The following is a 15,508-nucleotide window of genomic DNA, read 5'->3' as shown; positions in this document are numbered from 1 at the left end:
AATGCAAAGTAAAGTTGTAGAACGCAAAGCAAACCCTGAGTTGAGTGAAAGTGGAGTTTCTTCTGAGAAAGAATTTATCAATAAGATACTAGATCAGCGAAAAGAGGGTCTTAAAATCAGGCGGGAAAACCTGGTCAGTCTTGGTGATTTCGCCATTGATCAGGTTCGCTGGTATACCTGGTTTCAAACCTCGCATGAAGACGAACAAATTTGTACATTACGTCTTTACGAAACTTCTCTAATGGGCGCTTGTTATCATCGACTTGCTATGAATCCCAATGATGAATTAACTATCAAGATTCTCGACTATCCTGAAGTAAAGTGGGACGGGGAAGGCATTTTAAAAACGGGGTGCATAAATCCTAATAGATGGATTGATATGTATTTCATATCGACAATTGTGCGTGACAGGCCAAGTATGGACGTATTGGCGAACTTTCCAATTTCTTTGATGAGGCAGAGCTCTACCAAAGCGGGTGAGCTGTCTTATATGCTAGTAGACGTAATTCAGTCGTTTCACAACCGCGCACCGGATTATCCTGATAAGTTGGTTGCAGCAATGGACGCAGCGGTAGCTCAAGGAGATAACTGGGCGTTGGAAATTGCGATGGGGATCCTAGAAACCTTCGCAGCGCTCACTACTAATATTGGTTATGATTTTGAGGAAGTGCTCGTTAAAAACCTACAGTTTCAAGAGAAATATCATCTTAGAGAATTGGGACCAGATAGAGTAGGGATCCGCACGTTCATTAATTTCCCTCTGCTTGGTATGGCATGTATGTGGTATGACAAAGGTAACCGTTTATCTGTTGAAACTGGTTGGCTCCCCCCCTATCTCGTTGAAGGACGTTGGCTAGAAGAAGTAAAAGCCGGGAAGATCACTCGATAAACTCCTTTAGTTAGCAATTCCGTATATAAGCCACCTCTCATGGGGTGGCCTTTACGTTTATCGTATAAAGTTTGCTGTTTGTTGAGCTATATGGTGCGCATCATGTTGGTGCACTAAAACCATATTGGTGCACTTATTAGCGTGTTAAGCGCCATTTTAAGAATGCCTAATTTTATTAAAGTTCATAAAAAACAATAAATTAAATCGTAAGTGTTAGAAATGTAAATTATGGAATGAGAATTGCTCTGATAGACGCTCTATAAATTAAGTTCACCAAATTGGTGATGAGCCTAACTTTGATGCACAGGATAAGTGCGCTACAGATCAACGGAGACAATCATAATGAGTGTAACTGCCAATCAGGTACACGGCGCTGTACAAACTCTCACGCAAAGTTCCGACACACTTTTCTTACTACTTGGCGCAATCATGGTTTTTTTGATGCATGCTGGTTTTGCTTTTCTTGAAGTAGGAACCGTGCGCCAAAAGAACCAAGTTAATGCTTTAGTTAAAATCTTGGCCGATTTCGGTATTTCCGCCATTGCGTATTTTTTCATTGGATACTGGGTCGCTTATGGCGGCACCTTCTTTGCTGATGCAGAGACGTTATCTCAAGGCAATGGTTACGAGTTGGTGAAGTTCTTTTTCTTGCTGACCTTCGCTGCAGCGATTCCTGCTATTGTTTCTGGTGGTATCGCAGAGCGAGCTCGTTTTTATCCGATTCTAATCGCAACATTTTTCACTGTCGGCATCGTATACCCGTTATTTGAGGGAATGATCTGGAACGGAAACTTTGGTGTTCAAGGTTGGTTTGAAAATACCTTTGGTTATGGCTTCCACGATTTTGCAGGTTCAGTCGTTGTGCATGGTGTTGGCGGCTGGATAGCGCTTGTTGCCGTCGTGTTTTTGGGCATGAGAAAAGGCAGAGTTCGAGCAGGAAAGCACACCAACTTTGCACCTTCGAATATTCCGTTTTTGGCTTTGGGAGCTTGGGTCTTATGTGTGGGGTGGTTTGGCTTCAACGTCATGTCAGCTCAAACTGTGTCAGGCATAAGTGGCTTGGTGGCTATGAACTCATTGATGGCAATGGTCGGGGGCATTGTCGCGTCACTGTTGGCTGGTAAGAATGACCCTGGCTTTATTCATAACGGCCCACTAGCTGGCTTGGTTGCTGTATGTGCGGGCTCAGACTTAATGCATCCTATCGGTGCTTTAGTGACAGGTGCGATTGCTGGCGTGCTATTTGTTTATCTTTTTACCCACCTACAAAACAAAACCAAGATTGATGATGTGCTAGGTGTCTGGCCTTTACACGGTGTATGTGGCGCTTGGGGTGGTATTGCCGCTGGGATTTTTGGTCAAAGCGCATTGGGTGGGCTAGGTGGCGTGAGTATTATCGTTCAGCTTCTAGGAACGCTTTTGGGCCTTTCCATCGCAGTGCTTGGTGCACTTGTAGTCTACGGTGCGATCAATGCCAGTATGGGACTGAGGCTTTCAGAAGAAGACGAATTCAATGGCGCTGACCTAGCCATTCATAAAATATCTTCGACCAACGAGGATTGAGGCCAATATGGGAGCGGCATAAAGCCGCTCTGTTAGCAATTGCCTTTCTTGGCTTGGCCAGGAGGACAGAAATTACCATTACCTCGATGGTCATCATCATTGGTGCTGACTCTTACCTTTACATCATCGACTTCGCCTTCAACATTGGTAAGTTGACAGCCTGCCAAAGTCATAAGCAATATAAACGCTAGAGATACTTGTCTCATTGCTGTTCCTCTTAAATTGTAATTCTAATAGTGACCATTACGACTATGGTCTAATCCATATTACTACTGTTGCTATTCTTTCAGTGTTAAGCTAATGAAAAAACAGCAAGGATGAGTTATGAATTTCCCTTATAGAAATATTGTAGTACTTACTGGTGCAGGTATCTCGGCCGAATCTGGTATTCAAACATTTCGTGCGCAAGATGGCCTATGGGAGAATCACCGTATCGAAGATGTAGCAACGCCTGAAGGGTTTGCTCGCGATCCGGACCTTGTTCAAGACTTTTACAACCAACGCCGCAAGAAACTTCAAGATAATGCGATAAAGCCTAATGCAGCGCATGAAGCATTGGGTCGTTTAGAGGCTGAGTTAGAAGGTAAAGTGACGGTCATCACTCAAAATATAGACAACCTTCACGAAAGAGGCGGCAGTCAGAATGTGATTCACATGCATGGTGAGTTGCTCAAGGCGCGCTGTAGTGAATCTAACCAAGTAGTAGAGCACAATGAGGACATTAAGACAGGCGAACTTTGTCACTGTTGTCAGATCCCTTCACAAATGCGACCACATATTGTTTGGTTTGGTGAAATGCCACTGCGAATGGGTGATATCTACGCGTCATTAGAAGAAGCAGATTTGTTTATTTCTATTGGGACTTCTGGCGTTGTGTATCCCGCAGCAGGTTTTGTTCATGATGCAAAAATGCACGGCGCACATACCATTGAAATTAACCTAGAACCTAGTGCGGTAGAAAGTGAATTTGAGGAAAAACGCTACGGAAAAGCAAGCGTTGAGGTTCCAAAATTAGTTGACGAGATACTGGCTCTAGAAGGAAAAGAAAGAGCGTAATAACTTCAACAGGAAGAGTTTTTGTCTTGTCATTAAGAGCAAAAAAGCGGCTCATGAGCCGCTTTTTCATATCTTTAAAACTAACGAATTAGTTATTCACTTTTAGCTTTTGGAAGTACTCATCGTACATTACGCTCGCTTCGCCAACTTCATCTTGCCAAGTACCGCTGTCCATCACTTCTTGTGGTGGGAAGATGCTTGGATCATTAGCAAATTCTTTCGGTAGCAGATCGTGTGCCGTTTTAACTGGAGTAGGGTAACCAATCTCTAGTGCGATTTTAGCTGCATTCTCAGGACGTAGTAGGAAATCGATCATCTTATGAGCGGCGTCAACGTTCTTCGCGCCAGTTGGAATAGCTAAGCTGTCCATCCAGAAGATAGTGCCTTTTTCTGGCCAGATGATGTCGATGTTCGCGCCTTCTTGACGAGCCATGTATGCAGAACCGTTCCAAAGCATGCCTAGTGAAACTTCACCCGCAAGGTAAGGGTTTGCAGGAAAGTCTGAGTTAAATACTAATACGTTTGGCATTAGCTTTTTCAGTTCTTCGTAAGCGGCTTTGATTTCTTCTGGGTTAGTCGTGTTTGGTGAGTAACCAAGCTTAGTCAATGCAATGTGGAATACTTCGCGAGAATCATCCATCAGCATTAGTTGACCTTCCCACTTGCTATCCCAGAAATCATCCCATTTAGAAACCGATGACTTGTCTAGCATGTCAGCATTGATACCAATACCGGTCGCACCCCAAATGTATGGGATAGAGTAGTTGTTGTTCGGATCGAACGGTTTGTTTAGGAAGTTAGTATCAAGATCGGCAAAATGAGATAATTTCTCTTTGTCGATCTGTTGTAGCATGCCTTCTTTACGCATTTTAGAGACGAAATAGGTAGACGGTACTACCAAGTCGTAACCAGAACCTTGAGTTTTTAGTTTTGCGTACATACTCTCGTTAGATTCGTATGTAGAGTAAATAACTTTGATTCCGGTTTCTTTTGTAAAGTCTTCAAGAACTTCGTTTGGAATGTATTCCGACCAGTTGTAGAAATACAGTTCTTGATCAGCAGCCATTGCAGGGGTAGCGATGAGCGTCGCTGCACATAGAGCGCTTGCGTAGAATTTACTTTTCATTTGTTTTCCGTTTTGTTTCGCGATTGGACAAGTCAATACTAGCTGGAGTTATCAAGTTGAGCCAAATCGCAGTAAGCACAAATATGTTCATTTAGCTTGAATATCGTTGTCTCCTTGTTATGAGACGATAAATCTATGATACCAAGACAAATAAACCTAGCAACGCGCGATTATATCAGCCTAAGACAAAAATAGGCAGCGTATTGCTGCCTATTTTCCTATGGTTGATGACTTGTTACACAAGCTAGATTATTGTCCCGCTTTCAGCTTGAGGAAATAATCTTCGTACTTAACGGTTAGATCACCAACCGCATCTTGCCATTCAACGCGGTCAAGGTCTTCTTGAGAAGGGAACAGTGGGGCAACGTCTTTAAACTTAGCATTCGATTCTTCCACCGCCGTTAGGTAGCCAGTATCACGAGAGATTTGCTCTGCGATTTCTGGGCGCAGTAGGAAGTCAATCATCTTGTGAGCGGCTTCTACGTTCTTCGCACCGGAAGAGATAGCGAAGTTATCAACCCAGCCGATACCGCCTTCTTTAGGAAAAACGAGTTTAAGGTTCAGGCCTTCACTTTGTGCCGCTGCGGCGCTACCGTTCCAAAGCATACCAACGCCCACTTCACCAGACATGTAAGGTGCGCCAGGGTTGTCAGAGTTGAAAACTAAAACGTTAGGCATCAACTTTTGTAGCTCAGCGTACGCTTCATCGATTTGCTTAGGGTCTTTTGAGTTACCTGAGTAGCCAAGTTTACGCAGAGCGATATGGAACACTTCACGAGTGTCGTCCATCAACATTACTTGACCTTCAAGCTCAGGCTTCCATAGGTCAGCCCAGCTTTGGAAGTCGTTTGGATCGTACATATCTGCGTTAACCGCTAGGCCTGTAATCGCAACAACGTGTGGGATAGAGTAGTCGTTACTTGGATCGTAAGGCTTGTCTAGGTAGTTTTTATCTAGGTTGCCGAAGTTTTTCAGCTTAGTCTTATCGATCTTTTGTAGCATGCCTTCGTCACGCATCTTCGCCACGAAGTACGTTGAAGGTACTACTAGGTCATAACCTTGGTTATGGGTTTTTAGCTTTGCATACAAAGTTTCGTTCGACTCGTAAGTCGAGTAGATTACTTTGATGCCAGTTTCTTTAGTAAATTGCTCTAGGATATTACTGTTGATGTAAGGACCCCAGTTCATAAATACTAATTCTTTATCATCCGCTGTCGCTGTACCAGAGAACAGAGAAAGCGCACATGCACTACCAGCTAATAGAGTAGCCCATTTTTTCATTGACGTTAGCTCCAAACCAAACGTTGTCCAATTTTGGACGATAGATAGAAAAACAGAATGGCATGTAACCATTCTGTTTCGTGATGTTAACAGGTGCGGATTCTACTTCACTTTTTCTCTTGCTAGCAACTGAGAAATTACTACCAAGACCAAAGAAACAATCAACATCACCGTTGCTAGGGCGTTCACTTCCGGTGAAATGCCCACCTTAACCATGGAGTAAATCTTCAATGGCAAGATTTCGTATGTTGGACCCGTTACAAACGAGCTGATGATCACATCGTCCAAAGACAGGGTAAAGCTCAATAACCAACCTGCGGCAACCGCTGGTTTAGCGAGAGGAAGGATGATCTGTTTCAAGATAACCCACTCGCTTGCACCAAGGTCTTTTGCTGCTTCCAACATTTTCACATCAAAGCCATTTAAGCGGCTGTATACAGTTACCACAACGAATGGTAGACAAAAGGTGATGTGAGCAATCAATAGAGTTAAGAAGCCTAGCTGTGCGCCCAATACAAGGAACAGAGCAAGTAATGAAATCGCCATTACGATATCTGGAGACATCATTACGACAAACAGCATGCCGTTTACCGCGCCTTTACCTTTGAACGAGTAACGGAATAAAGCAACAGCCGTCAAGCTACCAATAATGGTTGCAGCTGTCGCTGAAAATACCGCTACGCTCAATGAATGCCATGCAGCCTGCATTAGGCTGTCGTTATTTACTAAAGTTTCGTACCATTTCGTGGTGAAACCGCCCCATTTCATACCAAATTTATTGGCATTAAATGAGTTAACAATTAAGACGATGATTGGCAGATACAAAAATGCATATACCAGCGCCATAAAGCTAAATCTAACTGTGCGTCCCATTAGTCTAGCTCCACTTTCTTATTCAATAGTTTGCCTGCTCTGTAGTAAGCGTAAAGCATCACAGCCATTGCGAAGGTGAGGGCGATACTGGTCGCAGCACCAAATGGCCAGTCACGAGCGTTCAATACTTGGCTCTTAATAACGTTACCAATCAGTAGGTTCTTCGCACCACCAAGAAGGTCAGAGATGTAGAACATACCTAGTGCTGGTAGCAGAACCAACAAACAACCACCGATAATGCCAGGCATTGTAAGAGGTAGAATCACTTTCGTAATGGTTTGGAACTTGTTCGCACCAAGATCTTTCGCCGCCTCGATATAAGTGTTGTCCAACTTCTCGATTGCCGAGTAAAGCGGCAGAATCATAAATGGAAGCAGGATGTACACAAGACCAATCATTACTGCTGTTTCGGTGTACATAATACGTAATGGCTTATCGATGATTTCCATCGCCATTAATGATTTGTTCAAAATACCTTGTGTACCCAGAACAATCTTCAGGCCGTAAGTACGGATAAGAGAGTTTGTCCAAAAAGGTACGATAACTAAGAACAACATGAATGGGCGCCATTTCTCTGGCATTTTCGCTATGATGTAAGCAAATGGGTAACCAATTACTAAACACAACAACGTCGCCACAATCGCCATGTAGAACGAGTGCATCAGCACTTTCGCATACAAGGGATCGAGTAGACGTAAGTAGTTGTCGAAAGTAAATGTCATTTCGATTAAGTTTGCTTCATCACGCGTTAAGAAACTCGTACCGATAATCATCACATTTGGTACCAACACGAAAAGTGTTAACCAACCGACGATTAAGGTAATGATCGCGTTTTGAAGATTAATCTTCTTGCTTATCATTGAGGACTACCTCCCAGCTCTCAACCCAAGTGATAGCGACTTTCTGGCCAAGTGAGTGGTCCACATCAGGATCATCTTCGTTAAAGAATTCGCTAACCATTACACGCATGCCTGAATCCAATTGGATAACTGAATCAAGCGTCATACCTTTATAGGTACGCTCTGTTACGTGACCTACGATGCCTTTTTCTTCAGACTCTTTGATCTCTTCGATACGTAAGTCTTCTGGGCGAAGTAGTACTTGCAGTTTTTCACCTGCTTGCGCTTCCTGATCGTAGTAAACAACAGACTCGACACCTTCGATTTCTGCACGGATACGTTTCTCGTCGATACGCTCTAGCATGGTTGCGTTGAATACGTTGATCTCACCGATAAAGCGAGCAACAAATAGGTTCTTCGGCTCTTCGTAAATCTCACGTGGAGAACCATCCTGCTCGATAACACCATCGCGCATTACAATAATGCGGTCAGACATCGATAGGGCTTCTTCCTGATCGTGCGTAACGAAGATAAAGGTAATACCAAGCTGACGCTGAAGCTGTTTAAGCTCGATTTGCATTTGCTTACGCAGTTTGTAATCAAGTGCAGATAGAGATTCATCTAGCAGCAGTACTTTTGGCTTGTTCACAACCGCACGCGCAATGGCGATACGTTGTTGTTGACCACCAGAAAGTTGGTGAGGCTTACGCTGTGCCATTTTTTCTAGGCGAACCATGCGAAGCGCATCCATAACTCGTGGCTCGATCTCTGCTGCAGGTGTTTTCTGCATGCGAAGACCAAAAGCAACGTTTTCAAATACGGTCATATGAGGGAAGAGTGCATAACTCTGAAATACCGTGTTGACGTGCCTTTGCTCTGCAGGAACCTGTGTTACATCCTGGTCATCCAAAATAATTTGACCGTTATCTGCCGTTTCAAAACCTGCAATCATGCGTAAAACTGTTGTCTTACCACAACCAGAAGGCCCGAGAATCGTCAGAAATTCACCATGATTAACATCCAGATTTAAATTACCGATGATTTCCTTACCATCGAAACTTTTACTAATACCAGATAAACGAATAACTGGCTTTCCTGCTTGCGGTTTTGCGTTCAACGTCTGTATTTCCCCCACGTTCAAGCCGGGATTATCCCAGCTGATGTGACACTAACCATTCACTTTTGAGGCGCGCATCATAATCACCAAAAGTGTGAAATTAAAGCATTTTCTTATCTTGAAACAGAAATAATTTTGCAGGAAAAAGCCATCATTCCTTACCATACTGTTTTTATGAGATTAATTGGCATCTAGACACAGTTTGATAGCACTAAACTTTGTTCAACAATTGTTTCAATTTCATGACCTTGAAAGTGGTCAATTATCAACCATACAGTTGAGATTGCAAGGATTGTAGGTGAGTTGTGATGTTAGATGTGGAAAGATTTCTTTATAATGACGATTACATTAATTGACTGGAATTCCAGTCAAAATTTTACAAGTTAGTCTTGGATAAACTATGAACGACGATTTTGAGAAAGATTTCAATCTTGGGGGGAGTGTAGAGCGAGCTTTGTCTGGCAACTACGAGCTTAAAGCTGGCGCGGTTTTTAACGAAGCTTGGCGAGCAACCATCCAGCACTTTTTATCATTTTCTCCTGCCATTATTGTATTGCTTTTTGTCCAGTTAGGTATTTTCTATATTGCATTAAAACTGCAGTTGGGCGATTTGAGCGTTATTCTTGATGCATTTGAGAACCCAGAGTCGTTCACAAACGATATTGTGTCTTCTATTTATGTCGCGAATTTCAGTTATGAGGTGATTAGCGCACCAATTTATGCGGGGATCAGCTTGATGGCTATGAGCCATGTCGCCGGCCTGAAGACTAAGTTGCGCCATGTTGGAAAGGGGTTGCAGTTCACCATTCCTGTTATTCTAGCAACGCTCATGAGCTTAATGCTACAAGGTGTGGTTGGTATGATTTTTCCTTTACTGTCGCTGTATCTTTCCTTGGCATTTAGTCACTCTATTTTGTTGATTTGTGAGAAAAGGGTGCCACCAATGCAAGCGTTGCTGTTATCACTTCGCGCAATCAACAAGAAGATTTTTGTGGTCGCGGGGCTTTACTTAGGCGTGATGTTAATGTTTATTATTGCAGCAATGTTCTACGGTATTGGCTTGATTTTTGTGCTGCCATTCTTCTTCCATTTGAAAGGCATACTCTACCGCGAAATGTTTGGAATTAAGCTTAAGATCGTTACAACACAGAAAAACGATAATGATCACGATGGTAACTCACAGGTGTTTGATGCCTAATTCTTTGAAATCAATAAGTTTACGAGTGGCGGCAACCTGTATAGCCGCCACTTTTATTTCTATAGGCCCATATTTACACTACGAGAAACAGTTTAAATATGTGGAAAATCCTGACGTACTCTCTGGCAAGATTAAGCATGTCGATTTATCACACTTGCCATACATCGGTGATATCCCAGACTTCAATTCAATAAAAGATACGAAAGAGAAAAAAGCTGCTTTTTTTGATTTTTTAAGGCCTAAAATTGCTCTTGAGAATCAACGAATTCGTCATGAGCGGGCCTTTCTTACCTCTTTAAAGGTGGGACAAGTGACGCAAGAACAACAAGAGTATGCTCAGCGGTTATCATCTCTGTATTCGTTGCCCTTGAGTAACGATAAGATTGATCAAGCATGGCTAGACGAGATGCTTGTGCGAGTGAACGTCTTACCTGAAGCCTTGGTTCTAACTCAAGCGGCAAATGAATCTGCGTGGGGCACTTCTCGTTTTGCTACTCAAGCAAACAACTTGTTCGGCCAATGGTGTTATAAAAAGGGCTGTGGAATTGTTCCAGCGCAACGTGGCGCTAACAAAGTTCATGAAGTTGAAAAATTCGATTCTGTACAACAGTCTGTTCATGGCTACTTTATGAATGTTAATCGAAACCCAGCGTATGCAGACCTGCGTGAAATCAGAACATCTCTGGCTGAAAAGAACAAGGGCTTGTTAACGGTTGCAACCGCGTCAGAGTTAACGCATGGGTTGCTAGCCTATTCTGAACGTGGCATCGCCTATGTACACGATCTTCGCGCTATGATTCGTCATAACAACGCCTACTGGACGCAATAAAATAACGGATAAAATGAAAAAGTTAAGCCTAAGTCTATTGGGAAGTGCGGCGCTAATTCTTGTATCGCCGATAACCCAAGCTCAAGAGTACATGTTCACGTACTCAAAGTTATACACTCAACTAAAAAACAACAATAAAGAAGGGCATGACGATGTGAAAGTTGGTGTCTTTTTTGTGGACGCAAAAACTAAACAAATTTGTACGATAGAAAAAGCTTGGATGGAAAAAGAAGAGCACTATGAAGAGTTTGTTATCCCTGCTTCACAAGAGTTGCCTTTACCTGTTGATAAAAACTTAAAGTCAGCGAATCCGTTGGTTTTTATCGATACCCCAAAAGATACACGTTGCGATTACTCACTTGTCGTGATGACCAAAGAACCATTACAGGGTAACGTTTCTTACGAGCAACTTAAGCCTCTTCTACCTCAAATGCAGACGATGCTGGAAGATTTAGGCGGTATGTTTGCGGGTTGGTTTACACCGGAAGTTCAAGGTGTGACGATGGAGTTTGCAAATCAACTGAATGATAAAGTGATTTTCTCAAACGGAACCGAAAAGCCAATTGTCAATGGCAAGATACAAGTCGCACTAAGTGAAATAGGGCAAGGTGGCACAATGACACTACCAGAACCGACGATGCGAGTGTTACCTTATCTACCTAACGCAAAGAAATGAACACTGAACGTTTAGAAAGGGCTGCAATCGCAGCTCTTTTTTAATTTTGACCGTAACTAAAGTATCTTTCACACTCTTTTCTTAAAGACTCAATAAGACAAGCATTTAATCCTGCGTAAAAAGCTCGTATAATCCACGCCCCAAAGAAACCCATGTTAGGAAGTCCTAGTCGATTTATCGGCGATGTGAGAGCCCGCAATGAACCAAATAGATACAAGAAAAGAAACCCTAGAATTCAACAAGCTTCAGAAACGCCTAAGAAGACATGTTGGAAATGCCATTACTGATTACAACATGATCGAAGAAGGCGATGTTGTAATGGCATGTATTAGCGGTGGTAAAGATTCATTCGCGATGCTTGATATCCTGCTGAATCTTCAAAAAGCCGCACCGATCAAATTTGAAGTGGTTGCGGTAAACCTAGACCAAAAACAACCGGGCTTCCCTGAGCACATTCTGCCAGAGTATTTCGAAACACTGAATATCCCTTACTATATCGTCGATAAGGACACGTATTCCGTCGTAAAAGAGAAGGTACCAGAAGGCAAAACCACTTGTGGTCTGTGTTCACGCCTGCGACGTGGTACGCTGTATTCATTTGCAGAGAAGATTGGTGCAACTAAGCTTGCGCTAGGTCATCACATGGATGACATCGTCGAAACAATGTTCTTGAATATGTTCCACGGCTCTCGCCTTAAAGCGATGCCACCAAAGCTACGCTCTGATGATGGCCGTAACGTGGTCATTCGTCCATTGACTTACTGTCGTGAAAAAGATCTGATCAAATACGCTGAGCACAAGGATTTCCCAATAATTCCGTGTAACCTTTGTGGCTCTCAAGAGAACCTTCAGCGTCAATCTATAAAAGCAATGTTGATTGAATGGGATAAGAAGACGCCAGGGCGTGTGGAAGCAATTTTTAAATCAATTCAAAACGTAAGCCCAAGCCAACTAGCAGACCGCGAATTGTTCGACTTTGTTAACTTACCGCTAGATCGTGAAGGTAACCGCGAAGAGTATGAATTTAATGAGGCTGTCGTTTCTTCGACGAATATTGATGAATCGATGTTCATCGATGTTACGAACATCTAACTCGTAAAAAAGGAGGTCAATTAGACCTCCTTTTTTGTACCCAACGCTTTAACTGTTCCCAAACAAAAATCCCCCTGTATTCGGGGGATTTATTAGCGCTTATTTGAAAGCGCTCAATACATAGCAATACTAAAGAGAGATTAGGTTGCTGTATTTGGGTCGAGAGGGCTAATGTAGCCTTTTGGTTTTAGAGCCAACACGTCGCAATTTATTTTATCAATTACGTGCTCCGCTGTATTACCAATAAAGACAGCAGAAAGCCCTGTTCGCCCTGTGGTACCTAAAATAACCATTGCTGCGTTCAAGCGCTCTGCAGCTGCCGGAATGACATCTTCAGGTAAACCTTGCTCAACTATCGTTTGTTCTTCATCAAGACCATGTTTTTGGCGTAGTGCTTTCATAGCCGTTAAATGATGACCTCGCACTGCATCGGTATAAGTCGTTGGGTCAAATTCAGGAAGTTCAATCGTAATATTCGCCGGTGTAACGGGATAGGCGTTTACAAGATATGGCTTGGCCTCAAGCCGAGTGGTGATTTCTTTTAATCGCTCGACCATCGTATCGTTGAGATCAATATGAGTCGGGTTTTCTGAGCCCACATGTACTGAGGCAAGGATACTTGCTTGTTCCGGCCAAGCAGCATTCTTGATAAGAAGCACTGGAATAGGGCATTTTCGCAACAAGTGCCAATCTGTCGGTGTGAAAATGACAGACTCTAAAACATCATGCTTACGTGTGCCTTTGATGACTAGGTCATGATTGCCTGCATAGACTTCAGCAATAATCGCCTCATAAGGGCGGTTGTGCCAGACAACACAAACATCAAAGTCGAAGCCATCGTTTAGGTATGGTTGAGCAATTTTACGCATCCACTGCTCACGCTGATGAATGACACCTCGACGCATAGCATCTCTTTCATCCACTGATAGCATTGACGTCATGTCATACGAGAAATCGTAAATGGATAAAAAGAAAGTGATTCGGCTTCTAGATACACTTTTCTGAGCTAATTGAACAGCTCTTGCAAGTGCGGGCTGCTCATCATTATTGATGTCAGCTACAACAAGGATCTTACTGTATATACTCATAACTAAGCCCACTTCTATTGCAAAACCAGATACTGAATGTAAATTAAATCAGTATTTTGGAGTACTCACCGTACATTTTTACTGTAGCTTAGTTTGGAGAACTTTTTGAGGACTTTCGAAAGGAATTTATGAGAAATATGATGTAGCTCATTTTCGAGCTACATCAATAATTAGGGTGTATTATTCTTTAGTTACACCAGCAAGTTCCATCAATGCATCGTGGTCTAAGATAGTGATATATTTACCTTTTACGCTTAGGATCTCAGATTTCTGGAAACGACCTAACAAACGACTGATCGTTTCGACTGTAAGACCAAGGTAGTTGCCAATATCACCACGAGTCATAGTTAAACGAAACTCTCTAGGGCTGAAGCCACGCTGAGAAAAACGCGTTGATAGGTTGTAAAGGAAAGCAGCTAGTCGCTCTTCTGCGTTCTTTTTAGAAAGAAGCAAAATCATTTCCTGATCACCTTTAATTTCGTTACTCATCAAACGCATGATTTGCTGGCGAAGCTTAGGCATTTTACCCGATAGATCGTCTAAAATTTCGTATGGGATTTCACATACCATCGACGTTTCGAGTGCTTGAGCAAAGCTAGGGTGGGAGTCACCAGTGATAGCATCGAAACCGACTAAGTCTCCAGCTAAGTGAAACGCTGTGATTTGCTCATCACCTTGCTCTGTGATCGTATAGCTCTTGATGGTACCAGAGCGGATAGCGTATAGCGATTTTAGCTCATCACCGGCCTTAAAAAGCTCTTGTCCTTTTTGAATAGGCTTCTTACGTTCGATGATTTGGTCAAGCTGGTCAAGTTCTGCCTCATTTAGAGTGAACGGGATACACAGTTGACTAATGCTACAATCTTGGCAATGAATGGCGCAACCGCCTGATTGGATACGCTTTGTTGCAGGTTTTTCAGAAATCATAACAACCTTTCACTATTTGATATACATCAATATTTTAGCATCGCTTAATCCTAAAGGGTAGCAAAAATGTCACCTCAATAGAGTTTAACGTTATATGAAACCGAGTAACGCTAAGGCTCCTACAGCGGTATACGTACCATAGCCAATAAGGATTAATGCTGAAATATTTCTAAATATTAATGATTTTTGTAATTTCTGAAAATGATTGGCACCGTATCCAATAATAAGCATTGCAGGTAGCGTTCCGAGCCCAAACGCAAGCATAATTAGGCCGCCGTTCATCGCACTACCAGAAACCGCCGACCAAGTAAGCGCTGAATAAACTAAACCACATGGTAACCAACCCCAAATAAAGCCAAATGGCAACGCGTGAAGAGGATGCTTTAATGGTAACAAACTCTTCCCTGCCGGCGAGATAAAGCGCCAGAGATACTGCCCTAGCTTTTCTATTAAAAGTAAGCCTTGCCACCATTTAGCAATATACAGCGCGACCAGGATCATGAATAACGCAGCAATCAGCCTTAACCAAGCAAGAGAGTGCGTTAACCCACTAAGCTCAGATAAACCTGATATAGCACCACCCACTAATGCACCTATTAAGGTATAACTGAACAATCGTCCGAGGTTGTAGAAGAGGGGGATAAGAGGGGTGGTTTTATTTTTAGCAGAAGAGCCCATGGTAAGTAGAGACGCGATACCACCACACATACCCATACAATGACCGGCCCCTACTAAGCCGATCATCAACGCACCGATAAAATCAGGAGTCATAAAGGTCGCTACTTTTTATCACTATTAGATTGGTCTTCTTCGTCGAGAAGAATGTTGTGCCCTTGCCGTTCAAGATCTTCAAACTGATCGCTTCTTACCGCCCAAAGAAAAACGGCGACAGCAACACAAACGAGAACGATAGCGATGGGAATCAATATATAAAGACTTTCCATGTTTGCTTTC

17 protein-coding genes are annotated in these 15,508 nt (G+C 42.8%); 7 read left to right on the top strand and 10 right to left on the bottom strand.

Features of this window, described 5'->3' with window-relative positions; translation table 11 throughout:
- The first annotated feature begins 1 nt into the window (after position 1).
- Both R7Q09_RS09710 and R7Q09_RS09705 read left to right on the top strand, forming a co-directional pair.
- Complete coding sequence (locus R7Q09_RS09710) at positions 2-889, top strand: immunity 49 family protein (RefSeq protein WP_318070744.1); 888 nt, start codon at positions 2-4, stop codon at positions 887-889.
- 342 nt (positions 890-1,231) lie between these two features.
- Positions 1,232-2,452 (top strand): ammonium transporter, encoded by a 1,221-nt coding sequence (locus R7Q09_RS09705; RefSeq protein ID WP_318070745.1) that lies wholly within the window; start codon positions 1,232-1,234, stop codon positions 2,450-2,452.
- A 32-nt stretch (positions 2,453-2,484) separates the two neighbouring features.
- On the opposite strand, the gene R7Q09_RS09700 is transcribed toward R7Q09_RS09705, so the two are convergent.
- Positions 2,485-2,658 carry a hypothetical protein gene (locus R7Q09_RS09700; protein ID WP_165401620.1) on the bottom strand — a complete coding sequence of 58 codons (174 nt, stop codon included), beginning with the start codon at positions 2,656-2,658 and terminating at the stop codon, positions 2,485-2,487.
- A gap of 118 nt (positions 2,659-2,776) precedes the next feature.
- Between R7Q09_RS09700 and cobB the strand changes: the two genes are divergently transcribed.
- Positions 2,777-3,508, top strand: coding sequence for a Sir2 family NAD+-dependent deacetylase (gene cobB, locus R7Q09_RS09695; RefSeq protein ID WP_005377522.1), 732 nt, complete (start codon positions 2,777-2,779; stop codon positions 3,506-3,508).
- Between the two features lie 88 nt (positions 3,509-3,596).
- On the opposite strand, the gene R7Q09_RS09690 is transcribed toward cobB, so the two are convergent.
- The 5 genes from R7Q09_RS09690 to potA all read right to left on the bottom strand — a co-directional run bounded on the left by R7Q09_RS09690 (position 3,597) and on the right by potA (position 8,744).
- The gene (locus R7Q09_RS09690; protein WP_033905298.1) at positions 3,597-4,634 is read right to left on the bottom strand and encodes an extracellular solute-binding protein; all 1,038 of its coding nucleotides are present in this window, start codon (positions 4,632-4,634) and stop codon (positions 3,597-3,599) included.
- 249 nt (positions 4,635-4,883) lie between these two features.
- Positions 4,884-5,915 carry an extracellular solute-binding protein gene (locus R7Q09_RS09685; RefSeq protein ID WP_017634902.1) on the bottom strand — a complete coding sequence of 344 codons (1,032 nt, stop codon included), beginning with the start codon at positions 5,913-5,915 and terminating at the stop codon, positions 4,884-4,886.
- Positions 5,916-6,017: 102 nt separating this feature from the next.
- Complete coding sequence (gene potC / locus R7Q09_RS09680) at positions 6,018-6,788, bottom strand: spermidine/putrescine ABC transporter permease PotC (RefSeq protein WP_262653770.1); 771 nt, start codon at positions 6,786-6,788, stop codon at positions 6,018-6,020.
- Positions 6,788-7,648 carry a spermidine/putrescine ABC transporter permease PotB gene (potB, locus tag R7Q09_RS09675; RefSeq protein WP_005377512.1) on the bottom strand — a complete coding sequence of 287 codons (861 nt, stop codon included), beginning with the start codon at positions 7,646-7,648 and terminating at the stop codon, positions 6,788-6,790. The genes potC and potB overlap by 1 nt, the downstream gene beginning before the upstream one ends.
- The gene (potA, locus tag R7Q09_RS09670) at positions 7,629-8,744 is read right to left on the bottom strand and encodes a spermidine/putrescine ABC transporter ATP-binding protein PotA (RefSeq protein ID WP_047102297.1); all 1,116 of its coding nucleotides are present in this window, start codon (positions 8,742-8,744) and stop codon (positions 7,629-7,631) included. The genes potB and potA overlap by 20 nt, the downstream gene beginning before the upstream one ends.
- Positions 8,745-9,144: 400 nt before the next feature.
- Between potA and R7Q09_RS09665 the strand changes: the two genes are divergently transcribed.
- From R7Q09_RS09665 to ttcA, 4 genes are all read left to right on the top strand, one after another.
- Complete coding sequence (locus R7Q09_RS09665; protein WP_005389175.1) at positions 9,145-9,942, top strand: hypothetical protein; 798 nt, start codon at positions 9,145-9,147, stop codon at positions 9,940-9,942.
- On the top strand, positions 9,935-10,771 hold the full coding sequence (locus tag R7Q09_RS09660; RefSeq protein WP_017634900.1) for a glucosaminidase domain-containing protein: 837 nt from the start codon (positions 9,935-9,937) through the stop codon (positions 10,769-10,771). Before R7Q09_RS09665 ends, R7Q09_RS09660 begins: the two co-directional genes overlap by 8 nt.
- Before the next feature lie 13 nt (positions 10,772-10,784).
- The gene (locus R7Q09_RS09655; protein ID WP_042522976.1) at positions 10,785-11,447 is read left to right on the top strand and encodes a DUF2987 domain-containing protein; all 663 of its coding nucleotides are present in this window, start codon (positions 10,785-10,787) and stop codon (positions 11,445-11,447) included.
- Positions 11,448-11,645: 198 nt separating this feature from the next.
- Entirely contained in the window at positions 11,646-12,539 is an 894-nt protein-coding gene (gene ttcA / locus R7Q09_RS09650; protein ID WP_005377502.1) for a tRNA 2-thiocytidine(32) synthetase TtcA, read from the top strand.
- Between the two features lie 140 nt (positions 12,540-12,679).
- Here the strand turns inward: ttcA and uspE are convergent, their stop codons facing one another.
- The 4 genes from uspE to ccoS all read right to left on the bottom strand — a co-directional run bounded on the left by uspE (position 12,680) and on the right by ccoS (position 15,498).
- Positions 12,680-13,627, bottom strand: a complete 948-nt coding sequence (gene uspE / locus R7Q09_RS09645; RefSeq protein WP_005377500.1) for a universal stress protein UspE — start codon at positions 13,625-13,627, stop codon at positions 12,680-12,682.
- A 180-nt stretch (positions 13,628-13,807) separates the two neighbouring features.
- Positions 13,808-14,554, bottom strand: a complete 747-nt coding sequence (locus R7Q09_RS09640; RefSeq protein WP_005377497.1) for an FNR family transcription factor — start codon at positions 14,552-14,554, stop codon at positions 13,808-13,810.
- A 90-nt stretch (positions 14,555-14,644) separates the two neighbouring features.
- Positions 14,645-15,325 (bottom strand): sulfite exporter TauE/SafE family protein, encoded by a 681-nt coding sequence (locus R7Q09_RS09635; RefSeq protein ID WP_064353933.1) that lies wholly within the window; start codon positions 15,323-15,325, stop codon positions 14,645-14,647.
- Positions 15,326-15,333: 8 nt separating this feature from the next.
- The gene (gene ccoS, locus R7Q09_RS09630) at positions 15,334-15,498 is read right to left on the bottom strand and encodes a cbb3-type cytochrome oxidase assembly protein CcoS (RefSeq protein WP_005377493.1); all 165 of its coding nucleotides are present in this window, start codon (positions 15,496-15,498) and stop codon (positions 15,334-15,336) included.
- Positions 15,499-15,508 lie beyond the last annotated feature (10 nt).

This window comes from Vibrio sp. 2130-1 (assembly GCF_033339515.1).
This window is presented reverse-complemented; position numbering and strand designations above follow the sequence as displayed.